This is a genomic window from Collinsella sp. AM09-41 (assembly GCF_003473245.1).
Classification (GTDB): domain Bacteria; phylum Actinomycetota; class Coriobacteriia; order Coriobacteriales; family Coriobacteriaceae; genus Collinsella.
Genome location: NZ_QRMJ01000005.1, coordinates 70,672 through 95,868, shown reverse-complemented (window position 1 = coordinate 95,868; position 25,197 = coordinate 70,672). Strand labels below are relative to the sequence as shown.

Annotated in this window: 26 protein-coding genes; 6 read left to right on the top strand and 20 right to left on the bottom strand. The window is 57.8% G+C overall.

Features of this window, described 5'->3' with window-relative positions; all coding sequences use genetic code 11:
- Positions 1–61: 61 nt before the first annotated feature.
- Both DW112_RS07250 and DW112_RS07245 read right to left on the bottom strand, forming a co-directional pair.
- Positions 62–766, bottom strand: coding sequence for an SdpI family protein (locus tag DW112_RS07250; RefSeq protein ID WP_118270138.1), 705 nt, complete (start codon positions 764–766; stop codon positions 62–64).
- Positions 759–1,037, bottom strand: a complete 279-nt coding sequence (locus DW112_RS07245) for an autorepressor SdpR family transcription factor (protein ID WP_022094448.1) — start codon at positions 1,035–1,037, stop codon at positions 759–761. The genes DW112_RS07250 and DW112_RS07245 overlap by 8 nt, the downstream gene beginning before the upstream one ends.
- A 461-nt stretch (positions 1,038–1,498) precedes the next feature.
- On the opposite strand from DW112_RS07245, the gene DW112_RS07240 reads away from it, so the two are divergent.
- Both DW112_RS07240 and DW112_RS07235 read left to right on the top strand, forming a co-directional pair.
- Entirely contained in the window at positions 1,499–2,290 is a 792-nt protein-coding gene (locus DW112_RS07240) for a ThiF family adenylyltransferase (protein ID WP_369832451.1), read from the top strand.
- Between the two features lie 14 nt (positions 2,291–2,304).
- Complete coding sequence (locus DW112_RS07235) at positions 2,305–3,087, top strand: TatD family hydrolase (protein WP_118256441.1); 783 nt, start codon at positions 2,305–2,307, stop codon at positions 3,085–3,087.
- 79 nt (positions 3,088–3,166) lie between these two features.
- Here the strand turns inward: DW112_RS07235 and DW112_RS07230 are convergent, their stop codons facing one another.
- The 15 genes from DW112_RS07230 to DW112_RS07160 all read right to left on the bottom strand — a co-directional run bounded on the left by DW112_RS07230 (position 3,167) and on the right by DW112_RS07160 (position 18,925).
- The gene (locus DW112_RS07230; protein ID WP_118256440.1) at positions 3,167–4,684 is read right to left on the bottom strand and encodes an FGGY-family carbohydrate kinase; all 1,518 of its coding nucleotides are present in this window, start codon (positions 4,682–4,684) and stop codon (positions 3,167–3,169) included.
- A gap of 6 nt (positions 4,685–4,690) precedes the next feature.
- On the bottom strand, positions 4,691–5,500 hold the full coding sequence (locus tag DW112_RS07225; protein ID WP_233539054.1) for a BtpA/SgcQ family protein: 810 nt from the start codon (positions 5,498–5,500) through the stop codon (positions 4,691–4,693).
- 33 nt (positions 5,501–5,533) lie between these two features.
- Entirely contained in the window at positions 5,534–5,962 is a 429-nt protein-coding gene (locus DW112_RS07220; protein ID WP_117735290.1) for a secondary thiamine-phosphate synthase enzyme YjbQ, read from the bottom strand.
- Positions 5,963–5,964: 2 nt separating this feature from the next.
- The gene (locus DW112_RS07215; RefSeq protein WP_233539055.1) at positions 5,965–6,825 is read right to left on the bottom strand and encodes an amidohydrolase family protein; all 861 of its coding nucleotides are present in this window, start codon (positions 6,823–6,825) and stop codon (positions 5,965–5,967) included.
- Between the two features lie 27 nt (positions 6,826–6,852).
- Entirely contained in the window at positions 6,853–7,653 is an 801-nt protein-coding gene (frlD, locus tag DW112_RS07210) for a fructoselysine 6-kinase (RefSeq protein ID WP_118270194.1), read from the bottom strand.
- 121 nt (positions 7,654–7,774) lie between these two features.
- Positions 7,775–8,638, bottom strand: a complete 864-nt coding sequence (locus DW112_RS07205; RefSeq protein ID WP_035138847.1) for a PfkB family carbohydrate kinase — start codon at positions 8,636–8,638, stop codon at positions 7,775–7,777.
- Positions 8,639–8,652: 14 nt separating this feature from the next.
- Positions 8,653–9,621 carry an SIS domain-containing protein gene (locus DW112_RS07200; RefSeq protein WP_022094440.1) on the bottom strand — a complete coding sequence of 323 codons (969 nt, stop codon included), beginning with the start codon at positions 9,619–9,621 and terminating at the stop codon, positions 8,653–8,655.
- 62 nt (positions 9,622–9,683) lie between these two features.
- The gene (locus tag DW112_RS07195; protein WP_118328647.1) at positions 9,684–10,535 is read right to left on the bottom strand and encodes a sugar phosphate isomerase/epimerase; all 852 of its coding nucleotides are present in this window, start codon (positions 10,533–10,535) and stop codon (positions 9,684–9,686) included.
- 1 nt (position 10,536) lies between these two features.
- The gene (locus DW112_RS07190; protein WP_118328646.1) at positions 10,537–12,120 is read right to left on the bottom strand and encodes an amidohydrolase; all 1,584 of its coding nucleotides are present in this window, start codon (positions 12,118–12,120) and stop codon (positions 10,537–10,539) included.
- A 9-nt stretch (positions 12,121–12,129) separates the two neighbouring features.
- Positions 12,130–13,593 (bottom strand): YfcC family protein, encoded by a 1,464-nt coding sequence (locus tag DW112_RS07185; protein WP_118328645.1) that lies wholly within the window; start codon positions 13,591–13,593, stop codon positions 12,130–12,132.
- 218 nt (positions 13,594–13,811) lie between these two features.
- Positions 13,812–14,555, bottom strand: coding sequence for a GntR family transcriptional regulator (locus DW112_RS07180; protein ID WP_117716558.1), 744 nt, complete (start codon positions 14,553–14,555; stop codon positions 13,812–13,814).
- 150 nt (positions 14,556–14,705) lie between these two features.
- Positions 14,706–15,365, bottom strand: coding sequence for an HAD family hydrolase (locus tag DW112_RS07175; protein ID WP_369833170.1), 660 nt, complete (start codon positions 15,363–15,365; stop codon positions 14,706–14,708).
- 63 nt (positions 15,366–15,428) lie between these two features.
- Complete coding sequence (locus DW112_RS07170; protein WP_199411569.1) at positions 15,429–16,271, bottom strand: Cof-type HAD-IIB family hydrolase; 843 nt, start codon at positions 16,269–16,271, stop codon at positions 15,429–15,431.
- 235 nt (positions 16,272–16,506) lie between these two features.
- Positions 16,507–18,201 carry a glucose-6-phosphate isomerase gene (pgi, locus tag DW112_RS07165; protein WP_117564424.1) on the bottom strand — a complete coding sequence of 565 codons (1,695 nt, stop codon included), beginning with the start codon at positions 18,199–18,201 and terminating at the stop codon, positions 16,507–16,509.
- A 199-nt stretch (positions 18,202–18,400) separates the two neighbouring features.
- On the bottom strand, positions 18,401–18,925 hold the full coding sequence (locus DW112_RS07160; protein WP_158571738.1) for an iron-containing alcohol dehydrogenase: 525 nt from the start codon (positions 18,923–18,925) through the stop codon (positions 18,401–18,403).
- Between the two features lie 223 nt (positions 18,926–19,148).
- Here DW112_RS07160 and DW112_RS07155 point away from each other — a divergent pair, with 223 nt between their 5' ends.
- Positions 19,149–20,654: a DNA repair protein gene (locus DW112_RS07155; protein ID WP_118328642.1), complete on the top strand. Its 1,506-nt coding sequence runs from the start codon at positions 19,149–19,151 to the stop codon at positions 20,652–20,654.
- The gene (locus DW112_RS07150; RefSeq protein ID WP_233502866.1) at positions 20,647–21,072 is read left to right on the top strand and encodes a hypothetical protein; all 426 of its coding nucleotides are present in this window, start codon (positions 20,647–20,649) and stop codon (positions 21,070–21,072) included. The genes DW112_RS07155 and DW112_RS07150 overlap by 8 nt, the downstream gene beginning before the upstream one ends.
- Before the next feature lie 26 nt (positions 21,073–21,098).
- On the opposite strand, the gene DW112_RS07145 is transcribed toward DW112_RS07150, so the two are convergent.
- Positions 21,099–21,482, bottom strand: coding sequence for a heavy-metal-associated domain-containing protein (locus DW112_RS07145; protein ID WP_089573009.1), 384 nt, complete (start codon positions 21,480–21,482; stop codon positions 21,099–21,101).
- A 175-nt stretch (positions 21,483–21,657) separates the two neighbouring features.
- On the opposite strand from DW112_RS07145, the gene DW112_RS07140 reads away from it, so the two are divergent.
- Positions 21,658–22,362 carry a DUF3793 family protein gene (locus DW112_RS07140; RefSeq protein WP_158571737.1) on the top strand — a complete coding sequence of 235 codons (705 nt, stop codon included), beginning with the start codon at positions 21,658–21,660 and terminating at the stop codon, positions 22,360–22,362.
- 46 nt (positions 22,363–22,408) lie between these two features.
- Complete coding sequence (locus DW112_RS07135; RefSeq protein ID WP_118328640.1) at positions 22,409–22,828, top strand: flavodoxin; 420 nt, start codon at positions 22,409–22,411, stop codon at positions 22,826–22,828.
- A 132-nt stretch (positions 22,829–22,960) separates the two neighbouring features.
- Here DW112_RS07135 and DW112_RS07130 read toward each other — a convergent pair whose 3' ends face one another.
- Positions 22,961–23,713 carry an amino acid ABC transporter ATP-binding protein gene (locus DW112_RS07130; protein ID WP_006234381.1) on the bottom strand — a complete coding sequence of 251 codons (753 nt, stop codon included), beginning with the start codon at positions 23,711–23,713 and terminating at the stop codon, positions 22,961–22,963.
- Between the two features lie 12 nt (positions 23,714–23,725).
- Positions 23,726–25,087 carry an ABC transporter permease subunit gene (locus DW112_RS07125; RefSeq protein ID WP_233545884.1) on the bottom strand — a complete coding sequence of 454 codons (1,362 nt, stop codon included), beginning with the start codon at positions 25,085–25,087 and terminating at the stop codon, positions 23,726–23,728.
- Between the last annotated feature and the right edge of the window lie 110 nt (positions 25,088–25,197).

The following is a 25,197-nucleotide window of genomic DNA, read 5'->3' as shown; positions in this document are numbered from 1 at the left end:
ACTACCTGGGAAAAGTCCCTCGGAACATACTATGAACTGCGTACGCTAGTTTTCCGCAACCTTAACGAGCGGCTCGCTGCGATTTGCGCCACAGCAGATACGAATAGACGTAGGCAGCTCCAGCTGAACCAAACGCCAGAACCGCAATCACCGCGGCGACGACTTCACTCGAAAGCACGCTACCCGCCACGCCCATCACAATCAGGCCAACGCCCAGCACCATAAAGCAGGCACCGCCAAAACGCTGCGTACGGCGCCAGTTCTCGGGATCGGCAAGCGCCCAGGGCGTCTTGATACCGAGCGTGTAGTTCTGCTTTACGCGCGGTAAGTAGTTGCCCATACCAATAAAGAGCAAGCCGATAGCGCCTGATACCAGCAAATTGACCGTTCCTACCACCGGCACGATGCCCCACACCGTTAGCTCCCCCAGCCAGCTTATGGCACACATGAGCAGCGTGAAGGCGATTACGAAGCCCTGATAGAACTTACCCGAGGTCCGATACGCCTCGCCCTTGGGGTCAATGCGTGGCACGACGTAGAACATCGCGAGAAGTGCCAGAGGCAACACGCCGAGCGCGGAGGCCATCCAGCTAGGGCCCCAACCGTCGACGGCGCCATTCGCGCCCCAGTGCGTGGGAATCTGCGCCGGCAGGCTCGGCATCACTATCAGATGCGCTGCGACATTGGCAACGCACAGAGCGACCAGTGCAATCCACACGCGCGACGATACCCCCGTGACGTGAATGCCCTTGTTTTCGTTATTCATCCTTATCACCTTCAGTGTTTGTAAAGCCCATAAACCAGCCAATCAAGTCCTGCATGACGGTGGTATTTAAGCTGTAAACGATGTTTTGGCCATGGCGCTCATCGGTCACCAGCCCGGCGTTTTTAAGCGTTGCCAGATGATGGCTGAGCGACGGTTTGCTTATGTCGAAATGCTCGGCGAGCTCCCCCGCCGTGCAATTGCCCTCGCGCAGCAGTTCTAAAATGCGCCGCCGCGTTGGATCCGCCAGCGCCTTAAAACCTTCTCCCGGCATAGAACCTCCTCTCGCTATCTCTCGCGACGTGCACACTATACTCGATATTTAGATGTTTGTCTAATTATCTAATAGCAATGTTATGTATAGAACATTCGTTCGTTTTTAGATACAATGGGTCCAGAAGCAGATGGGCCAGCTCCCTCTTCCCAAGAAGGAGATGGACTATGAGTATTAACGATGTCCTGACGTTGTTGTTGCTTGTAATCGCGGCTGTGGAGCTCGGCATCCACATTGGAGGTCGAATGAAATAGCCGCCCCCGCGTAATGCGAAGACGGCCACTTCTCACGCTACAAACGTGTTTGGGAGTTGGCCAACCCGCTGCAACGGGTGCCATCTGCTTCATCTTATGCGAATCACTGCCTCATTTCAACAAGCCCCTAGGGCTCAAATGGAATCGCGATAATACCTATAATGGCGATAGCTAAAACACGATTCGCTTCCCCATCGGAGGATGTCTATGACCGAAACTGCTGCACTCGTCGAGACACGCGACACCAAGCTCGAAATCATCATGGGCCGCGAGGCACTCGACAAGCTCGCCGATGCCACGGTGCTGGTACTCGGCTGCGGAGGTGTGGGCTCTAACTGCTGCGAGGCACTTGCCCGTGGCGGCATTGGTCATTTCGTCATTCTGGACAAGGACATCATCGCGCCCAGCAATATCAATCGCCAGGCCATCGCCTTTCATAGCACCGTCGGCAAGCGCAAGGTTGACGTGATGGAAGCCATGATCCACGATATCAATCCTGCCGCCACCGTCATCAAGCGTACCGAATACCTGCTGAGCGACAACATCGATGATTTCTTCGCGAGCGTTTTGGAGCAGACGGGCGGCAAGCTCGACTACGTCGTCGACGCCATCGACACCATCTCGGCCAAGCTCACCATTGCCAAATATGCTCAGGACCACGGCATTCGTTTGGTTAGTTCCATGGGCGGGGCCAACAAGCTCCATCCCGAGTGCCTCCGCTTTGCCGACATCTTCGATACGGTACGTGACCCCATGAGCCGCATTATGCGCAAAGAATGTAAGAAGCGCGGAATCAAGAGCCTACACGTACTGTTTAGCTGCGAGGAATCGGTTAAGACACAGCCCCGCGATCCTTCCAACATCCACGAGCGCACCGAGCTGGGAACCGCCAGCTTTATGCCGCCCATCATGGGTCAGATGATTGCCGGCGAGGTTATCCGCCAGATTAGCGGGCGCGGGTGCGAGCGCGTGCGCGCCGATGGCCAGCGCTTGGACTAGCAGGGTGCGCCACGATGAAGCTGCAGCTGTTTGATGTGCACTGTCATCTCGATTTAATGGCTCACCCGGACGCCGTTGCCGATGAGGCAACGGCGCTGGGCCTGGTTCTATTTGACTGCGGCGTCGATCCGCACGACTTTGCACGCGCCAAGAAGCGCGCCTGCAGCCGTTCAAATATTTTTGCCGGCATCGGCCTCCATCCCTGGTGGCTCGCCGACGGACGATGTGGTCCTGCCGAAGTCAATCTGCTTTGCGAAGTCGCTGACCAAGAGCGCTATATCGGCGAGGTAGGACTCGACTTTTCCGCGCGCTTTGCCGGAAGCGAACCGCTACAAATACAGACATTTGACCGGCTCTGCGATGCGCTCGTGCAGCATCCTCTTACCGGGCGCGTAATATCAATTCACGCCGTTCGTTCGGCGGGAACCGTACTGGACGTCCTCGAATCGCATGGACTACTCATCCCAAACTCCGACTCCCCCGTTATCATCTTCCACTGGTTTAGCGGCACTTCGGACGAACTCGTCCGCGCGCGTAATGCGGGCTGCTATTTTTCCGTCAACGAACGCATGCTCGCATCTAAACGAGGACGCGAATACACACGACAGATTCCACTCGACCGTCTACTGCTCGAGACCGATGCGCCGGCCGAGCCAAACACAGAAACAAGCGCGCAATCGCTCATCAGATCGCTCACAAGGACCTCAGAACGCATCGCCTCGCTCAAAAAATGTGACATAAAGCACATCGAATCGGCAGTTTTAGCAAATGCGCGCTCTGTTTTTGACCTTCGCTAACCCCTGTGGGCAAAAATGCCAAGGGACATGCGAATCGCACAACGCAGTCCTTATTGGAAGGCGGTACAGTTCGGCGGCATTACACCAATTCGTGCATGAGATCACGGTTGCGTGTATACAATTCGTCAAAGATATGACGACGCGACGCATATAGCTCGTGGGCAGTCATATCGGGCACGATTGTTTGCGCAACGCCAAGGACTCGGGCGAGTTCATCCCATGATGTATAGGCGCCACCTGCGAGAGCTGCCATAATAGCATCACCGAAGCATGCGCCCACCGTAACCTTGGCAACCGAGACCTCGCGCCCGCATACGTCGGCGATAGCTTGCATCCAAATTGGATTCTTGGTTCCACCTCCGACAAGCATAATGCGCCCAATTGGCAGTCCATGCTCTCGCTCGATAATGTCGACATGGGATGCAACGGTATACGCGACGCCTTCCAAGGCGGCGCGAACCATATGGGCTCGCGTATGCCTTCCGGTCAGGCCAAAGAAGACGCCACGCGCCTCGGGATCGTTGAGCGGAGTACGCTCCCCCGCAAAGTACGGCAGACACAGGAGCCCATCGGCACCCGGCGCCACATCGGCGGCATCATGCGCCATAACCGAATATGCATCGGGGCCACCGTGGCCCTCGGCCTCTACCGCGTCGCGATACAGCTCTTGGCGCAGCCACGATGTGAGTGCACCCGCTGTATTGGTCCCCGCGCAGATCCCGTAAGTTCCGGGAATGATAAACGTCCCTGGCCACAGGCGAGCATCATCGACCATATGATCAGCTAAGTAGATGAAATACGCCGTGCTCCCCAACTGAACCATCATATCGCCGGGACGGAATACACCCGTCGAAATGGCCTCGGCACCAGAGTCGCCCGTTCCCACCAAGACAGGTGTCCCTGCCACGAGCCCCGTCGCCTCAGCCGCACGCTGCGTAATCACCCCGGCAATATCGGTAGCCGACATTACCTCCGCCATCTGGTCAGGCCGGCAGAAACGAGCACATTCCCGAGCATCAACCTTCCAAGTGTAGCGATCGTATAGGGGAAGAAAATCCTCCGCCAAATAACGGTCCACCGTAAAACGCCCCGTCAACTTCGCGCACAGAAACGATGACGCCGTCAGGAACTTCGCGGCACGTTCGTGCACCTCGGGCATATTCTCCTTAAACCACAAGATCTTTGGAGCAATATCTGACGAACAGGGATCGTGCCCGAAAAGCTCGCGTGCGCGATCTGGCCCATATTCGGAAAGAAGCTCGTCAATCTGCGGCTTCGAACGTGCATCGACTCCATATAAAATCGCGGGTGCCAGCGCGTTGCACTCGGTATCGACCGGTACGCAGTCGCAACCCAATGCGGAAAGGCCCACGCATCCAATCTGCGCCGCATTAACCCCCGATCGCACCACCAGCTCGCGCGACAAGCGGCAAAAATCTCCCCACCAAACTGCCTCCGCATCATGCTGGTACCATCCATCACGCGGGTTGTCCGTCTCGTGTCCACAAGAGGCCTGGCAAACGATATTGCATCGATCATCGATTAAAACGCCTTTAGAGGCGCTTGTCCCAATATCAATACCCAGATAGAACGCCATAGGTGCCTACTCCCCTCGCGCCGTACGAGCGGCAGCCATAAAACGAACTACCCGCTCAACATCAACCGGGGCATCCAGCTTTCCGTCGCGCTTTAAGCAGGTGCCGACAAACGCGCCATCGTAGTGAGCAAATACGTCAGCCACGGTATTTTCGCGACAACCGGTGCCACATACCACAGGCACTTCGCCAACACGCTCGCGGACCTCATCGGCAAGCTCGCCCGAAGCACCACGACCGGCAGCCGAACCGCCGATGACCATCGCATCCGGTAGGCAATTAAAGAGAAGTGAATCGGCAATGTCCGCAGTCGTGCGGTCGTTGAGATAAACCTCCCCCTCGCTCGTGATGAAGTGAAAAAGCTTGAGGTCGTCCAGGCGCAGCGCCGTCTTGCGACGCATGGTGTGAGCGAAATCTCGGTTAATCAGCCCGAGATCACCGGCCCAGGCACCGCAAAAATTGCAGCGCGTGAACTGCGCATCGACGGCAGCGCACAGCTCGATTGTGGCATCACCATCGTAAATAGCTTCAGCTCCCCAAGGGGTCGACAAATCATGGGACAGAACCCCGATTACATAGCCCATCGATGCAAGGGTTGAGGGAGAAACGTGCTGCTCATAGGGCATCGAGAGCTCATTGGTAATCAAAATGCCATCGACACCGCCCCGTTGCAACGCTTCGAGATCGCGCTTGGCGGCTTCCACGACCTGCGACACGCTTCCGCCCGGGTAATACAGTGGATCGCCCGGCAGAGGACGCAGGTGCAGCATTCCGATAACCGGCTTTTCGGTCTTGAACATCGAGGTTAGAAACGACATAGCGTGCTCCTTCATAGGGTTATTGCAGGGACGTTACTCCCCCAGCACCTCGACGTACACTTTTCGCTTCTGCGGACCGTCAAACTCCGCAAGATAGATGTTCTGCGCACCTCCACACACGATGTGGCCATCTTGGACGGGAAAGAAGCAGCTGTTTCCACAAATCATGCTCTTGATATGCCCACAGGAGTTGTTGCCGGTGGCTCCATAGCTCGGCAGGAAGTGTGCATGCGCATAGGGGGCATCTAGCGGGGCGATGCGATCAAGCGTCTCCATAAGATCCGTCTCCACGCAGGGCAGCCCCTCGTTTACCACGATTCCACAGGTCGTATGCGACAAAATAATCGCTGCCAAGCCATTCGTCACCGAGCTGCGTTCAATGGCAGCGTGCACGTCTTCGGTAATATCGATGAACTGGTCCGGAGCAGTCGATAGATAGCTCAATGTCTCGAGCGTCACCATGTTCACTCATCCCCTTCAAGAAAACGCAGGGCATTACCCCAGTAGAGCCTTTCTCGCGCATCATCGCGCATGGACACGGTATCGAGCGCCCGTTTGAGTTTGAACGCACGGAAGCGCGGCGTATTGCTGGCGAACATCACTTGATGCGATAGCGCGCGCTCATACCACAGCGGCCCCATATCGACCGTGAAAAGACGCTGCATCATCTCCTCGGGCGAATCGATGTAAGTGATAGAGGTGTCCGTGTAGCAGTTGGGATACTTGAGCAGCATCGCCACGGTCTCGCGCACCCAGGGCCAGCCAAAGTGGGTCAAACTAAAACGCACATTTGGATGCGTTGCGATTGTGTGCTCAAATACAAGCGGATTACTGCGCGAGAGCTCTGCGCCCGGCTCCCAAGACATACCGGCATGGAAAACTACCGGCTTGTTATAGCGCTCGCACAGCTCGTAAAGCGGCTCGGCCACGGCATCATCGGGAGCAAAACCCTGCTTTGCCGGATGCAGGCAAAGCCCCTTTGCCCCCAACTCGGTAAAGGCGCGCCCCAATTCGTCTGCGGCACCGCTCACCTGCGGATCTACGCTCGCAAATCCCCACAGACGATCGGGATGCGCGGCAACCAGCATGGCAATCTGGTCATTGGTGCCAAAATGCCCTCCGCATGCCGTGGTTACATCGAGCGGCATGAGCACGCTCTTCTGCACATCGCAGACGTCCATCTCGACTTGAAGCTCATCCCAATCCATGGGGCCCATATGCCCCATACCAAATTCTCGTGACCAAAAACCGAATCCATCAGGCTCATCACCCGGCGTATAGATCTCGCCGTAGAGCATGGGCTGGACCAACATGTCGATAACCATTTCGCACTCCTTTCCAAGCATTTGACCCTAGTACGGCTCAAAAGAGCCGATGACGCGGGACGAAAGCTCGGCGCCCGCCTTCATACACGCCGGAATATCAAGGCCATCAATCACGCCCTTGGTAAACCCGGCGATATACGAGTCACCGGCGCCCACGGTGTTAACGACCTTCTCCGCCGGTACGATCCCGCACTCATAGAAGCGTTCGCCGTCAAAGGCAATGCTTCCCTTCTCGCCAAGCGTGGCAACTGCCACCCGCGGCCCCAACTTCTGTACGTGACGTACCCAATCACGCAGCTCCGGAGTGTCCTCTTCAAACGACATAAACGCATAGTCTACGTAAGGAAAATGAGCCTCGCAGGCATATTCGGGATCCTGGCTGAACACCGAGAAGTCCATAACCACCGTCTTGCCCGCATCATGCCATTCGGGCAGGAGGTCCAAACAATTGCCAAACAGGTCGGTATGAATGATGTCATGCTCTAGGATAAACGCCCGGTCATCTTCATTCGGTCGATATGTCTCTATTACGCCATCGATTGCCTCGAGATGCACGCGATCGACGCCGTCTTTCAATGCCATGAGCATCACCGAGGTGTCGCCATCCTCCACCCGCAGATGTGAGATATCGAACCCCTCAGCGGCCAGCGCCTCTCTCATCTTGTCTCCGTACTCGTCCTTGCCGACAACCGACACGGCGGATACCGAAACTCCCATTCGTGCAAGATGGATACCCCAGTCAATGCCATTACCAGTCGGATAGAACACGCCGATGTTTTGATAGACGTCCGCACAGCAAAAACCAGCCGCGCACGCTTTAATACTCATGGTCTTCTCCAATGTTCAAAAGGGGACCCACCACATGGCGAGCCCCCTTTTCGCGTTTCGCTTATTGTTTTGCATCGGCCGTCCAAAGCCTCATAGCCAGACCGCCGTACGCTTTCTTAAGCTATTCGACGATTGGTGCTCCGTGGCCCCAAGAACCTTCCATGCCGCACACGGTCGAGGCAAACCCGGCAGCAAAGTCGAGCGCACGCTCGATGGCCTCGGCGCCATCTTCACCACGCTTGGCGGAATCGAGATAGCACATCAAAAACGAGGTGAGGAACGAGTCGCCCGCCCCCATGGTGTCCTTCATGTCCGTTACCGGTTTAGCCAGCTGGCGGTAATAACGCTCGCCGTCGTAAGCAATGCAGCCCTCGGCGCCCGCCGTAGCCGACACAAAACGCGGACCCAAGCCCTTCACCCATGCCAGACGCTCGCGAATCTCGTCCTCACTCGCGGCATCCGCCGCACTAAAGAAAGCGAAATCGACGTAGGGCGCAATCTGCTCGTAGTACTCGTCGGTGGAGTCGTCCGAAAAGTCAAAAGAGACCGTGACGCCCGCAGCCTTCAGCTTGGGCAGCTCGCGCTCGGTAAAGCAATAGTTGCCCGAATGAACCACATCGAACTGCTTCATGTACGAAAGGTCAAAGCGATCGAGGACATAGCGCGCATCGCCACGGATACCGCCCTCGTTGGAGCCAAGGAAGACACGGTCACCGTCAACGACGGTGACGCGAGCCGCTCCGTTCTCGCCAATCATCTGCTCGCACTTGTCAAGCTCGATACCCTCATCCTCGAGGCTTGCAATGACATGCTCGGCAGCGGCGTCATTGCCAAAAATGCCCATGTATGCGGAGCGTGCGGCACCGCATTTCTTGGCATAAACGGCGAAGTTCACCGCATTGCCGCCAGGATACATGGTATGGATATGCTCGTAGCGATCGACGACGTTGTCGCCAAATCCGAGCGCGTTAACGTTAAATGCCATGGCCTTTGTCCCTTCTAGTACTCGACAACACCCATATAGCGACGGAAATCGGGATCGTGATCAAACACCTTGCCGCGTGCAGCACGCAGCTCGCAGTTCATGGCATAGAACAGCACCGGGTCCAGATAGGCACGGACGCTCGCCGGCACGGCTTCCATACCGTACTCCTTGGCATCGAGCACCATCAGCGTATCGGTATGCGTCTTAAGGAACGCCAGGGCGCGCTCGTCCATAGCACGGCACTCGCTGGAGCCCATCTGTAGGAAGTAAAAAACGCCATCCTGAGTAGCCTCGAAGGGGCCATGGAAGTACTCGGCAGAGTGGATGTAGCTGCAGTGCTGCCACTGCATCTCCATAAGAGAGCAGATAGCGAAACCGTAGGTCTGGCTAAAGTTGGGACCGCTGCCCAGAATATAGAAGAACTCGTGCTCCTGGCAAAGCTTGGCAAAGCGATCGCCCAGCTCGGCATTTACCTTCTCGCGTGCCGGGGGAAGAATCTTATCCATCTCGGCGATACCGGCATACATATCGGCAAGATCGGCGTAGCCCTCCTGCTGATCGAGCAGCTCTGCCGCAAGCGACAGCGAAATACCAGCGGGGACCTCGGCCTGCGGCACACCCTCGCCCCACGGGTAGACCCACGTGGTCCACTTGCCGGAGTCGATCTTAGATCCAGCGTTGTCGGTCTGGGCGATCACCGTAGCGCCGGCAGCAAGGGCAATCTCACAGCCCTCGACGACCTCGGGGGTGTTGCCACTGTGGCTGCAAGCAATGACCAGGGATTTCTCACCCAAGCGGCGCGGGCGCATGATATCAAACTCGCGAGCCGTATAGATATACGAAGTGAAGGTGGTTGCCTCGCGCTGCAGAAGCTCATGAGCCGGGATCAAATCGATCATGGAGCCACCGCAAGCAATCCAGTAGACGCTGTCGAACTTGCCCTTCTCGGCAATTGCCTCTTTGATCAGATCGTGTGCGTTCATATCCAGTTCCTTTCTTGTTTGGTCCGCAATCAATGACGTTGGCTGCGTGGCCGATAGTTGGTTTAGTCAATCAGATATTTCTCGAATGCGGCCATGTTCTTGGCATCTGCCGCCGCCGGGTCATCGTAGTAACGCCCGTCCGTGATTTCCTGGCCCAGCATGCCATCGAAACCATGGGCATTAAGCGTGGCGACGAAGGCGTCCATATCGTGCTTGCCATCGCCCCACACCAGATGGCCATACGGGTCACCGTCGATAAAGTGCATCTCGTGAATTGCCCCATCACCAAAGGCGGCAAACCAGTCCTCGAGCGTCTCGCCCGCAACGCCCATCGCGGTTGTATCAACCATGGGCTGTAAGTACGGGCTCGCGACCTCGTCAATCATGCGCTTCGCATCGGAAACCGTCGTTACAAGGTTGCTCTCCTCGGGACGCAGGCTTTCCATCGTAAGCACCAGACCGTGCTCGCCGGCATACTCCGCCAGAATGGACAAGTGCTCGCGGCTGCGCTTCCAGGCTTCCTCGCGGTCCTCGTCCCAGTCGCCCCAGCCCGAGTTGACGGACATACGGTCGCACCCAAGTACCTCGGCAAGCTCAATGCCGTGCTTAAAGTACGCCAGGCTGCGCTGTTCATGCAGCGGTTTGCGTGCGCAGTACTGCCAAGGATAGACAACATTCTCGGGGCACAGAGTACGATACCTAAGCCCACGGCCTGCAGCCTTTTTCGCCAGGACCTCAGCCTCAAAGTAGCCCGTGTGGTCGAGCGTCACATGCGGCTCCGCACACCACAGTTCAATGGACTCAAAGCCCAAACGCTGCTGCACATCAAGGAAATAATCGAGCGACCACATGATGTAGTGGATATTCATGCCCGCAATCTGTTCGCGGCGCAGCGTCGGTTTGGATTCAGACATCTTATGCCTCCTTATTTCGATCGAACACGATTTGTCCGTCCGACATCGTCATATCAACCGAAAGATCGCGTGCGTCGCGATAATCGAGGTCGAACACATCCCGATCGAGCACGCAGATATCGGCAAGCTTGCCGACCTCAAGCGTACCCAGTTCGTCTTCGCGCATCAGATCGTACGCGCCCCCGGCAGTCCAAGCACGCAAGAGCTCGACAAGCGTCAGCGCGTTGGCCTCATTCACGGGCAGCCCATCGTCGAAGTATCCACCGCACGCGCTGTAGATTGACTCGCCCAGGCTCGGAATCAGCAGTGGCAAATCCGTACCACAGCACACCGTGCATCCGGAATCTTCCATGCCGCGGCGATTCCAGCTGTGCAAAAGTCGCGTCTCGCCAATTTGTCGACGCATCATCGACAGGCAATCCTCGCGCCGGTCCAGCGTCAAAATCTGCGGATAGACCTCGCAAATTCCACCTAACTTGCCAAACTCGACAAGATCGGTCGGATCAGAGTTCTCGAGATCGGTAATCGCATGGCGGCGAAGCAACCGTCCATGCTCGTCTCGAGGCAGCGAGGCATAGAGCGCCACGGTGCGACGAACGGCGCCATCGCCCTGGCAATGCAAGGAATATCGGAAGCCGTCAGCATCAATTGCGCGCAGCTCGTTCTCAATCAGATCCCACTCGGGCTCCTCGACAACCGTCTTGCCGGCAGCTCCCGCATCGGCCGTGTCCTCATAGGGGTCAATCATCTCGGCAAGCCCCGCCCATACGCCGCGATCGGTCATACGGTTGAAGCCAGAAAAACGAACGAACGGTCCCCGAAAGCGCTCTCGTGCCTCGCGAGCATACGACAGATTTGCACCGGCACCCACCGGCTGCGACATCATAGAGACGCGAACCGTCAGCTCACCAGATTCCTCACGGCGAGCCATTTCGTCGGCAAAACCGTAGTAGTCATCAAACGCCATCTCCTTGATGGCGGTAACGCCGCGCTCGTTAAGCATGCTCATGTAGTCCGAATACCCCGCACGTACCTCGGGCAGCGCGAGGAAATCGCTCATCATGCGCCAGATCTTCTCGGCATAGCACGCCTGGGGTGTGAAGCCGTATCGCGCACTGGCGGCAGCACTGAGAACGCAGGTCTCCGCACCCGGTGTAAAGCAGACGACAGGGATATCGCCAAAACAATCGTCAAACACAGCCGCCGTATTTGCGTTCTCGGCATCCGATGCCAACGTTTCGGGTAGGTTGTGGCCAAAAACCGCCGCGCAATCCGGATGATCTTCTTTCCATGCACGCAAGAGCGACACGGCCTCTTTGGCATCAGCGATGCCGGACAGATCAGGCCCCAACGTCCGCAGCGCCCAGCCTGTATAGAAGGTATGCACATCGATCAGGCCAGGCATGACGGTGCGGTCGCCCAGGTCAACTACCTCGTCCGCCTGGGTCAAATACGAAGCTAGCTCACAGTTGGTGCCAACCGCCTCAATTCGATTGTCACGGACCGCTACGAAACCTTCAAACGGCAGGTCCCCCGTACCGGTAAAGACGCTCTTAGACGTCAGGACCGTCAAACGATCAGACATCACAACCACCTACGCCGGAAGCATGCCAGAAATTGCCGTTACGATCAGGCCAAAGACGACCATGAAAATGAAGAACTTCCAAATGGTCTTCCACCATTGGCCAAACGAAATCTTAGCCACGCCAAGGCCGGCAACCGTCATGCCCGCCACGGGACTGATGGTGTTGATGGTCTGGTTGGCAAACTGGAGCGCGGTAACGGCCGCCTCGGGATTGAGGCCCATGAGCTCGGTCAGGGGGCCCATAACGGGCATGGTGAGTGCCGCCAGGCCAGAACTCGAGGGAACCAGCAAAGAGAGCAGGCCAAGGACGACATGCATAAACGTGGTGTAGACGGCGGCGGGTGCACCGGCGAGCGCAGTAGCGAGCGCCTGGAGGATGGTGTCGATGATCATGCCGCCCTCGGCGATGACCAGAATACCGCGAGCGATACCGATAACGATGGCGGCGTACGCAAAGTCGGCGAGACCTTTAACGAACTCCTCAGCAATCGTCTGCTGGTCAAGACCGCCCAGGATACCGGCAAGCAAGCCCATGCCAAGGAACACGGCGGAAATCTCATTCATGTACCAACCCTGGGTAACAAGACCCCAGACGATAATGCCCATACCGCAAGCAAAATCGATAAGCACGAGCTTCTGACGGGTAGTGAACTCTTCCTCGATGGAGGCATCGGTCACGGAAAACTCGATACGCTTGAGCTTATCGTCCTCGTACGTAATGGACGACTCGGGGTTTTTCTTGACGCGCATGGCGTAGCGCATGGCCCATGCGATACCGACGGCAGTGAAGATGACCCAAGAAACGGCGCGCAGCCACAGTTGCGGATTGCCCTCGATGCCAATGATGCCCTGGGCGATCAAAACATTAAACGGATCGATGGTCGAAGCGCAATATCCCAGGTTAGGACCAAGGAAGCAGATGATGAATGCCGTCATCGAGTCATAACCGATACCCATCATGATGGGAATGAAGATGGCATAGAACGGCAGGGCTTCCTCAGACATACCAAACGTGGTGCCGCAAATGGACAGCAACGTCATCGTGATGGGAATGATGAGGATGTCCTTGTTCTTGAGCTTTTTAATCACACGGCTCATGCCGGCATTCAAAGCGTTGGTCTTGGTGATGATTGCGAACGACCCGCCAATCAATAAGACGAACGCAACGACGTCGGCAGCCTCCTGGATGCCCTTAGTGGGCGCTTGCAGGACCGCGAAGATATCCTGCCCCAAATTGATGGTCTCGCCGGTCTCGGAATCGGTGTAGTTCTTATCGACCTGTTCATAGGTTCCAGCAACGGCGACTTCACGCTCGCCCGCCGCTGTCGAAATCGTCTTGCGCTGATACTGACCAGAGGGAACGATCCAAGTCAAGACCGCAAAGACAACGATCAGCAAGAACATGATCGTATAGACATGCGGTAATTTGAACTTAAAACGTCTGTTTGTCTTCTTCGCCTTCGTATCTGACATAGATACCTCCAAAGAACTCGAGACTGCATCGCATCTCGCTTCAACGTTTGCACAAGGCAAACGTTCTATGACGTTCTATAGGTTACCAGCAGCTTTTCTCGCCATCAAGATAATTTCAAACTGATTGCCGCAACGCGGTTGAACGGTTGCGTTTGCGCCGTGAACGGTATGGAAACGCCCGGTGAGATGATCCACCGGGCGCTTTCATACGCAATGTCCTAGATGTCAAAAACGTAGCGAGACCCAACGATCCGCTGACGACCGATGATAAACGGCCGCCGCTGCTCATCGAAAAAGAAGGCTTCCATATAAAACAAGGGTTCGCCAACGGGAACTGCCAACAACCGAGCGACCTCGGGCGACGCACACGCGATCTCAAGCGTGCATGGGTCGGTAAACGCGGGCGTGCGGCCCGTCAGGTTGCGCACGAACTCAAAAATGGATTGGTTAGATAGAGGTGCCGTTGATAGATAGGCGTTGTCCTCGTAAACATATATGTTGTTCTCGAGCATGACAGGGACGCCATCGGCAGTACGCACGCGCTCAACGCAGATCAAGTCAGTTCCAACGGGAACACCAAAGAACTGTGCTTCGGTGGAATCCGCCGGCAGCATCTTTCTCGAAATGACACGCGCCCCCGGTTCCATTCCGTTAACGCGGCATGCGTCCGAAAAACTCTGGACGTCATCCTTCTGGCGAATCTTGCGCTTGAGCTTGGGGGCATTGACAAACGTGCCTTTCCCCTGTCGCTTCGTTAGATAGCCCTGTTGGACGAGCTCCTCAATAGCGCGTCGCACGGTAACGCGGCCAACTTTATAGCTCTCAGCCAATTCGAATTCGTTGGGTATCCGCGCACCTGCCTTGTAGGCACCGGAGTTGATTTCGTTTTTGATGATATCGATAACCTGTTGGTACAGCGGTATCGCTGCTTTACCGTCAGTTAGCCCTTCAGTCGGTGGCATATACCCTCTCCAAGCACAATTAAGCCTAAAACGGACTTAGGGGCATTCAACAAGTCCTTAAGCCCGCATTAGCTTAAAGTATGCTAGGTGTCGCACCAAAATGTCGGCTATTTACTCATCAGACCCGAAAAACGCGCAACTACCGCGCTCCTAAGAAAGCGTGAGCAGCTCCGGCAGCTGGTCGATGATCTTGTCCGCGGCATCCTGGCTAAAGCCAAAGCGCTCCTCGCGCTTGGCAATGACCGTCAGGCCGGCACGCTTACCGGCAGTGATGCCAGGCACCGAATCCTCAACGCAGCAGCAACGGACCGCAGGCAGCCCCAACAGGTCCAGCGCATGCAGGTAGATGTCGGGCTCGGGCTTGCTCTCCTTAAACTGCTCTCCGCTCACCACATACTCAAAGGCATCCGACAGCCCGCATGCATTGAGTACTTCCTCGATGCTATCCATGGGAGACGAGCTGGCAAGCGCCACGCGAACGCCGCGGCGCGGCAGCTCGCGAATCGTATCCACAGCGCCCGGGTTAATCAAAGCCTGGTAGTCACGCGGACGCTTATGCGCCCACTCGTCCCAACGGGCCAATGCTTCCTCGCCAGTGAAGTGCCCTTTACCGGCGCGCTCAAACCAATCGACCAGCATATGCAGGAAGAACTGATGTGAGGTACCAACCTGCCCGTTCAACTCCTCTTGGGTCAGATTCAACCCAAGCTCCTTGGCAAACGCGGCAGTCTCGCCCAGGTAGTAATACTCGGTATCGACAATGACGCCGTCCATGTCAAAGATAACGGCATCGAACGGAAATGCGGACACGGCACCCTCCCTAACAAAAGGGCGCCTGTAAGCAGGCGCCCGAACCATACATTATCGGCGATTCTAGCCCAGCAGCTTATCCAGCGCCACTGCAATACCGTCTTCGTTGTTATTGGCGGTTACCATCTGGGCAACTGCCTTAACCTCATCGACGGCGTTGCCCATGGCAACACCGGTGCCGGCCCACTCAATCATGGACTTGTCGTTCTGGCCGTCGCCAAACGAGACGACCTCGCTGGCATCGATACCGAGCTTGGGCAGGGCACCCTCGAGCGCACGGGCTTTGTCGATACCGGGCGCCGTGTACTCAAAGTACCAGTCGGCCGTAAACATGCCCGAAAGCGTCTGGGTAAAGGGCGCATACATCTCCTCGTAATGCGCCTGCAGGTAGGTCGGATCACCCGCCGTCAGCAGCTTGTCCACGGGATAAGTGTCCACGACCTCATGCAGGCTCTCGACCTCGCGAATCTTAAGATCGCACGCATCGCGCTCATACTTGACGATATTCTTCCGCAAGCCGTCAGGCAGCGTGATCATGCAATGGTACGAGTCCTCGACGTGCAAATCGCGACCGAGCGAAATCATAGGAATCACGTCGAAATTGCGCAGATGATCAATCAGACGGTGCAGTTCGTCAGCCGGCATGGCCTGATCAAATAGGACCTCATCGGTCTGAGCGTCGACCACGTGCGCGCCATTAAAGGCAACTAGCAGACCATCATGGTTTTGAAGGTCGAGCTCCTGCGCCAAGGCGTGCAGCCCCCATGCAGGACGACCCGAAGCCAAGATGAGCTTAATGCCCGACTCCTGCGCAGCGAGCAGCTTCTCGCACGTACGCGGGCTGATGACCTTTTGGTCGTTGGTGAGTGTACCGTCGATATCCATTGCGATGGCTTTGATTGCCATATATGCCTCCCTATCATTGAACAACCTTGTCTGAGCCATCATACAGAACACCCACGGCGGCTCTGTCTGCAACGGGTAAAAAGTCATATTGTCCCGAACATGAACGGCGCGCCTTCGACGATTGCGATGCCCGTCGAGGCGCCTCCCGATACATTCCATCCTATCCAAATAGCAAGGGCCCGTATCCCAACGGATACGGGCCCCTTTCAGCCATAAGCCAACTCGGCCGTAAAAACTACTTGCGGTGAGCGCGGTAGAACTCGATGAGCGCCTGGGTCGAAGCGTCCTGCTCGGCCTTGGCAGCGTCGTCGTGGAAGGCCGGGGTGATCTGCTTGGCAAGCTGCTTGCCCAGCTCGACGCCCCACTGGTCGTAGGAGTCGATGCCCCAGACCGTGCCCTCGACAAACGTGATGTGCTCGTACAGGGCGATGAGCTCGCCGAGTGCGAACGGGGTCAGCGTGTCGCCGAAGATCGAGGTCGTCGGACGGTTGCCCTCAAAGCAGCGGGCCGGGACGATCTGCTCGGGCGTGCCCTCGGCACGAACCTCGTCGGCCGTCTTACCAAAGGCGAGCGCCTTGGTCTGGGCCAGGAAGTTGCCCAGGAACAGCTCGTGGACGTCCTGGCCGCTGTCGGTTGCGGGGTTGGCAGTGTTGGCGAAAGCGATAAAGTCGGCCGGGACCACCACGGTGCCCTGGTGCAGCAGCTGGTAGAAGGCGTGCTGACCGTTGGTACCGGGCTCGCCCCAGAAGATCTCACCGGTATCGGAGGTCACAGCGCTGCCGTCCCAGCGGACGTGCTTGCCGTTGGACTCCATGGTGAGCTGTTGCAGGTAGGCCGGGAAGCGGTGCAGATACTGGCAGTACGGCAGCACGGCGTGGCTCTTGGAACCGAAGAAGTTGACGTACCAGACGTTGAGCAGGCCCATCAGCGCGACGGCGTTGTTCTCGAGCGGGGTGTTGCAGAAGTACTCGTCGATGGCGTGGAAGCCCTCAAGGAACTGCTGGAAGCGCTCGGGGCCGAGCACGACGATCAGCGACAGACCCACGGCGGAGTCGACGGAATAGCGGCCGCCGACCCAGTTCCAAAAACCGAAGGCGTTGGCGGGGTCGATACCGAAGGCCTCGACCTTTTCGAGCGCGGTGGAAACGGCGACAAAGTGCTTGGCCACGGCCTCGGCGTTCTGCTCATCGGAGCCGTCGATGGCACCCTGAGCCTTGAGCTGCTCGAGCATCCAGGTCTTGACCTCACGAGCGTTGGTGAGGGTCTCGAGCGTGGTGAAAGTCTTGGAGACGATAATCACGAGCGTGGTCTCGGGATCGAGGCCCTTGAGCTTCTCTGCCTGATCGTTGGGGTCGATGTTGGAGATGTAGCGGCAGTCAATACCGGCGTCGGCGTAGGGACGCAGGGCCTCGTAGGCCATGACCGGGCCCAGATCGGAGCCGCCGATGCCGATGGACACCAGGTGCTCGATCTTTTTGCCGGTAACACCCTTCCACTCACCGGAGCGCACGCGCTCGGCGAAGGCATACATGCGGTCGAGAACCTCGTGCACGTCGGCGACGACGTCCTGGCCGTCGACGATGAGCTGGCCCTTCTCGCTTGCCGGGCGGCGCAGCGCGGTGTGCAGGACGGCGCGGTCCTCGGTGGTGTTGATGTGCTCGCCGGAGAACATGGCGTCGCGGCGCTCCTCGAGCTTCACCTCGCGGGCAAGATCGCACAGCAGCTTGACGGTCTCATCAGTCACCAGGTTCTTGGACAGGTCGAAGTGCAGGTCACCGGCGTCAAAGCTCAGCTTGTTCACGCGCTCGGCATCGGCGGCGAACCAGGCCTTGAGGTCGATACCCTCGGCCTCGAGCTTCTCCTGATGGGCCTCGAGCGCCTTCCAAGCGGCAGTCGACGTAGCATCGATAGGTGCGGCAACAGTTGCCATAGAGTCCTCCTCAGCATACGGGCGCACGCCTCCATGCGCCCGGACATTCAGATGACACTATTCTAGCGCAGGTCAAGACTATAATCAGCGAGCGTTGCCTATCGGCCCCCAAACGGCAACCGACCAAAAAGGGACAGGTTTAATTTGGCAGGTCAAACGCTTTACCAATCAAAAATAACCTATCCCTTTATGCCAAATATTAGGCCGCAGCGCAGACGCTACCGAGCAACTCACGCAGAGGAGACCCGATGCCCTCCAGCAGTTCGGGCGCGATGATGGCAAAAACGGGAACCTCGCCGGCCCCCACGACGGCAGGCACCTTGCCCTCCGAGACGATACATCCATAAGGGACAAAACCGTCTTCGCCGACATCGAGCGCCGCCATGCGACGGGCGAGCTCGCGCGCAAAGCCGGCAGTATCGGCATCGCCAATCGCCAAGACAAAGTCCACGCCTTCGTCGGTCGCCAGGGCCACGGCTTCGTCGATCAGCTCGTCTCCTCCGTCGCCTTCAACCGAGCCGCAGCGGAAAAGCACGCGCTCGAGCAGGGCGCGATCAACCGAGCCCAGCGCCGCCGAAACGAGCTCATCACGCGTGCGCTTGTCGCCTCCCAGCACGACCAGTGCCTTGGTGCCGCCATAGTGGGCAACCAATCGCCCGCACCAGCGAGCCACATCCCCATCCGCAACCAAGCGCGTCGGCATACCAAACCCATAGTTGACCATTATCCCCACAACCCTTCCGTGCTTTATGGTGGTATCAATCGTTAGCCTCATGCTACGAAGCGAGCTTTTCCGAGCTGTTACGCACTCTTTAGGGCTGCGTTAAAAACCCGATGCAGCCGCACGACCATACCTGCCAAAAAGGGGCAGGTTTTGACGGTGTCCGGTCGAGCAGGTATTATCGAACAGGTATTCGATAAGAACATGTGTTTGATGGGAGGCTCGGATGGAGCACGAGCAGCACACCTACATCTGCATCGACCTCAAGACGTTTTATGCCAGCGTCGAGTGCGTCGATCGTGGGCTCGATCCGCTCACCACCAACCTGGTCGTTGCCGACGAATCGCGCGGACGCACGACCATCTGTCTCGCTATCACGCAGACCATGAAGGACCTCGGGATACACAACCGCTGCCGTCTATTCGAGATTCCCGACGGCATCGACTACATCAAAGCAGTGCCGCGCATGCAACACTACATGGAGGTGTCGGCGCAAATCTACGGCGTCTATCTGGAATACGTCAGCCCCCAGGACGTGCACGTCTACTCCATCGATGAGTGCTTTATCGACGTGACGCCCTATCTGGACCTTTATCACACCGATGCCGAAGGGTTCGCCTGCATGTTGCGCGACGAGGTCTTGGGGCGCACCGGCATCACGGCGACGGTCGGTATCGGCCCCAACCTATTCCAGGCCAAGGTGGCGCTCGACATCACCGCCAAGCACGTAGCCAGCCGCATTGGCGTACTCGACGACGAGATCTTTCGCAAGGAGATCTGGCCCCATCGCCCCATCACCGACATCTGGGGCATCGGCCCCGGCGTGGCGGCCCGTCTCGAGAAATACGGCGTCTACGACCTGATGGGCGTCGCCGCACTCGACGAGAACCTGCTCTACGACGAACTCGGCGTCAACGCCGAATATCTCATCGACCACGCCTTCGGGCGCGAGCCGACAACCATCGCCGATATCCAAGCCTATCGCCCGCAAGCGACCTCGACCACCACAGGACAGGTGCTCTCGAAGGGCTATGCCTACGAGCAGGCCTACACCGTCTTGCGCGAAATGGTCGACAACGCCGTGTTGGATCTAGTCGATAAGCACGTGGTCTGCGACAGCATCTCGCTCTTTGTGGGCTACGCGAGCGAGCGCGCCGACATACGCCGGCTCAACGCCAGCGGCACGGCGCAGTATATAGACGGCTGCGGACACTTGCGCTCGAGCACCTCGGGCATCGTGCCCGCAGCGACCGACGGCCCCGAGCTCGCGCCCCGTGCTCCCAAGCCCGTCCAGCGCGATGACGAAAGGCGTCGCCTGGTGCGCGAAGCGCAGGCAATCGATGGCATCTTTGTGGGAGAGCATGGCGGCAAACCGCGTGGTGGCTATGCCGCACTCTTTGCGCACTCCAACGCCTCGCGAAAGCTGCCCGAGCGCACTAATTCGTTTAAGAAAATCATGGGGTATTTCGATGACCTTTGGGCACAAACGGTCGATCCCAAACGACCGGTCAAGCGCATCAACCTGGGATTTGGCAATCTTGTGCCCGAGGAATTTGCCACCATCGATCTGTTCAGCGATATCGAGGCCGATGAGCGCGAGCGCGACCTGGCGCGCGCCGTCCTGGCCGTGAAAGGCAAGTACGGCAAGAACGCGCTCGTCAAGGGATTAAGCTTTACCGCCGGCGCCACCGCGCGCGAACGCAACGATCAGGTAGGAGGACATCGTGCCTAAGTCCCAACAACAGCCGATGCGGCCACCGACGCCTTTTGAACGTCTAGCGGACCCCGAGGGAAGACGTCGATCCGCCGACCCCAAGCTCACCGCCAACGGCGCCGTCCGTGCCGGCCGTGCCGCGCAGTTTATGCCCTTTGCCGCCCTCACGGGATACTACGAACTCGTGCGCAAGCAGGAAATCACCGTCGAGCCAAAACGTGAGCTCACGGAAGAAAAAGCCCTCGTGCTCTCTAAAAAACTCGAGGGTCTCAAACGTGGCGACTTGGTTCGTGTCACCTATTACGATACATACGGCTATCGCAGCCGCACCGGCATCCTCGACGAGGCGCTCCCCGCCTTCAAGCTCCTCAAGCTCCGAGACATCGCCATCGACTTCGACGACATCCAAGACATCGAGCTGCGCGGACGGGCCTAGCCAAGGAAGCGCACCCAGAGCGACGCTTACAGCGTCATGACGTAGTAACCCGCATCTCTCACGGCAGTCTCAAGGACACCGCGATTGATCGGCCGCTTGGAGCGCACACGCGCTGTGTGGTCCGCGTACGTTACCGTAGCCCACACACCATCCAGCGCATTGAGGGCATTGGCTACATTCTGAGCGCAGCCTTCACAGCTCATGCCGCCGATGAGCAGCTCATCGCTATAGGGATAGTGTGACGCATCGGTATCCACCACAACAACCTTTTTGGCCTTCTTGCCGCTCGCACCATCGCTGCAACAACTCTTCCCGTGTGTCGAAGCGGCAATGCGACGCAGTCCAAAAAACATGCCGACGGCAATGACGGCCAGCACGATGAGATTCGCAGGGTTGAGCAAGTCACTCATGCGCTCCCCTTTCAAGTAGCACTATCTAGATACCCCCATGGGGTGTCCCCATCTTAACCCAAAATCATGTCTGTTCGGTCAATTAGTTTCCCTCTTCAAACTTTTTTGTTGACCATGGCTTACTTTCGTGTATAAGTTTTCCTAGGCTAACAACTGAGGACCCGAAAGGAGCATCGTGACTCGAACCATTGACATCCCAACATACCAAACGGCTGTCGTGCGCAACTGCTCTCCCACGCTCGCGGGCATCAAGCCGGCATCGCTCTTTACCTATCCAGGCACCTACGCCCACGGGGACGGCTCGACCACAACCGAAACCATCGCAGAACGCCGCGCGCGCCTGCTCAACGTTATCGCCCAGTGCAATCGCGAGCTTGACCCGCTCGGCATCCACCTGAGTGTTTTGGTCTGGCGCCCCTGCGGAGCGCTCATCTATGTGTACCGCCCTGCGGACCTCATGAGATACCTCTCCGACCCCCGCGCCACGACGGCGCTTGCCGCCGAAGGTTACGATGTCCACAACCTGCCCGCATCCCTGGTGCATCTCGCTGCGCGTATCACGCTGGCAAGCAGCAATGCCGCAGAAAGTGCCTATGACGGCAGCGTCTGCGCACTCGCGCGAAATAGGCACTGCGATACGGGGTGCATGTGCGAGTTCCCCCACGAAATCGGCTATTTTTTGGGCTATCCCTACGAAGATGTCCATCAGTTTATCGTCCAGCACGGCGAAAACTATAAGATCTTTGGCGCATGGAAGGTATACACAAACGTTGAGCAGGCGCTCACGACCTTCGATTCCTATCGCGCATGCACGCAATACCTTACCTACATCTATCAACAGGGCTGCACTCTGGGACAACTTGTCCAGGCAACCCGATAGAGCATCCAAAACGCGGCCGCACGCCGCACAACCGAAAGGAAAACATATGAACAAGATCGCAGTCGTCTACTGGAGCGGTACAGGCAACACCGAGGCCATGGCAAACTTCGTTGCCGAGGGCGCAACCGGTGCCGGCGCCGAGGCAGAGGTCATTCCCTGCGCCGACTTCTCTGCCGACAAGGCCGCCGAATATGATGCCTTCGCCTTCGGCTGCCCCGCCATGGGCTCCGAGGAGCTCGAGTACGATGAGTTCCAGCCGATGTGGGACGAAGTCAAGGAAACCCTCGGTGACAAGAAGGTCGTCCTCTTTGGCTCCTATTCGTGGGCCGAGGGCGAGTGGATGGACAACTGGAAGGCCGACGCCGACGAGGCAGGTGTCAACGTCGTCGATTCCGTCATTTGCTACGACGCCCCCGACGATGAGGGCGAAGCGGCCTGCAAGGCCCTGGGAGCGGAGCTGGCCTAACGAAGCCGCCAGAAAGTCGCAAGGCAACTAACAGCCGAGCACCGCACAACAACAGTCGCTCATGCCCAAACAAAAACGGGGGCCGGATACTATCCGATCCCCGTTTGTTATATCGACAATTTCGACGCGCCGCTACGAGATATTGCCCAAGAACGCCTTGGTGCGCTCGCTCTTGGGGTGGTCGAAGACCTCGCTCGGCGTACCCTCTTCCACGATAACGCCACCGTCCATAAAGACGACGCGGTCGGCGACATCGCGGGCAAAGCCCATCTCGTGCGTCACCACGATCATGGTCATGCCGTCGTGCGCGAGATCGCGCATGACGCCAAGGACGTCGCGGACAAGCTCGGGGTCAAGCGCCGACGTGGCCTCATCAAAGAGCATCACATGCGGATTCATCGACAGGGCGCGGGCGATGGCAACGCGCTGCTGCTGGCCGCCCGAGAGCTGGCTCGGCATAAAGTCGATACGCTCGGCAAGACCGACCTTGGTCAGCTCCTCGACGGCAATCTTCTCGGCCTCTTCCTTGCTGCGCTTGAGCACCTTCTGCTGCGCAAGCATGACGTTCTTTTTGACTGACAGGTGCGGGAACAAATTGAACTGCTGGAACACCATACCCAGATGCGTGCGCACCTTGTTAAGGTCGACGCCCTTGGCGCACACGTCCACACCCTCAACGACAATCGAGCCACTCGTGGGATGCTCAAGACGGTTGATGCAGCGAAGCATCGTCGACTTACCCGAGCCCGAGGGACCCAGAACTACGACGACCTCGCCCTTGTGCACATCCAGATCGATATCGCGCAGGACCACGTTATCGCCGAAGGCCTTCTGGAGGTTCTTGATGCTGACGACGACCTCGTTCGAGTTATTGGTTTCGCTCATGATAGGACCTCCTTACAGACCGGCGATGTGGTCGGCGGGCGTCGCGACGACCTGTCCAGCGCTCTTGGCGGGACGCTTCTTCTTGGTTTCGGCCGTCCCCAGAAGCCTCGCCTCAAGACCGCTCACCAAGCGAGCAAGCGGCAGGGTGATGACCAGGTAGAACAGCGCGGCAACCACATACGGCGTAATGGAACCCGTCGTGGCCACGATGGTACGGGCGTTCATGACGATCTCGACCACGCCCACGGCCGCGAGCAGCGACGTATCCTTGTAAAGCAGGATGAACTCACTGGTCAGCGTAGGCAGGACATTGCGGAACGTCTGCGGAATCATAACGTAGAGCAGCGTCTGGAAGGCGTTCATGCCCAGCGAGCGCGCGGCCTCGTTCTGGCCCTTGGGGATCGACTGAATACCGGCGCGGAAGATCTCGCACAGGTAGGCGGACGAGTTCATGGCCATGACGATGACGCCCAGCACATAGTCGTCAACCTTGACGCCGGCCAGCGGCAGACCGAAGAACGCGATGTAGATCTGCAGGAACGCCGGCGTACCGCGGATGATATTCACATAGATGCCGGCAAGGCAACGCAGGATGCGCGACTTGGAGATGCGCATGAGCGACAAGGCAAAGCCAAAGGGAATTGCCAGCGGAAACGCCACGAGCACGATCGAGAGCGACATGAGGAAGCCTTTGAAGACGATCGGCAGGCTCTGGACCAAAATGACCGGGTTCAGGAACAGGCGAAGAAACATGCTGGAATTCCATGCCTCGACCCACGGCTGCTCCTTAAGGTCGGCCAGGAAGTTATCGAATGCCGTCACGCCCTTAATCTCGACGGAAGGAATCTTAGAAATCTTCTTGGTCGAACCGTCGGCGAGCGTATAGGTGCCGCTGAAGGCCTCATCGCCGCCCTCGACGGGAAACGTCACGCCGTAAACCTCGACACGGAAAAAGCCTCCGGCAGGCGCCGTCTCGCCAAAGTCGATCTTGAGCGTCTGGCCGTCAGCCTTGCACGTGGGCTTCATGGGCGTACGATCCATGAGGTCCTCGCCCGAGAGCATCGTCAATCGCGTGTCATCGGTACCAAACGTCGTGCCGTCGACAAACGTCAGCGAAAGACCGCTCAGCTCCTCGTCGGCATCGGCCTGAACTTCCCAGGTAATGCGCGTCTCGGTGCCGCCGACCACAGCGCTGCCCGAACCGGTGTTGGGTCGGGCAGTAATCTTTGCGGTCTCAAGCGCCTGGGCGGTCGTGGGCGCATATGCCCCCGCGCACACCAGCGCGAGCGCCACGGCCATGACGCAGGATAGCTTTTGGAGCAAGGCGGGCAGTGAAAAACGCTGCTCCGCGGCCCCTTTGTTCAGTCGAGACAAGGTGGCTCCTATCGTAGAAGTTGCCGACAAAACGAGACGGAAACGCTCTCCGTCAAGAGAGGCGCAAAGGCCCTCTCCGCAAAACGGAAAGGGCCCGCGCGCAATCAAGC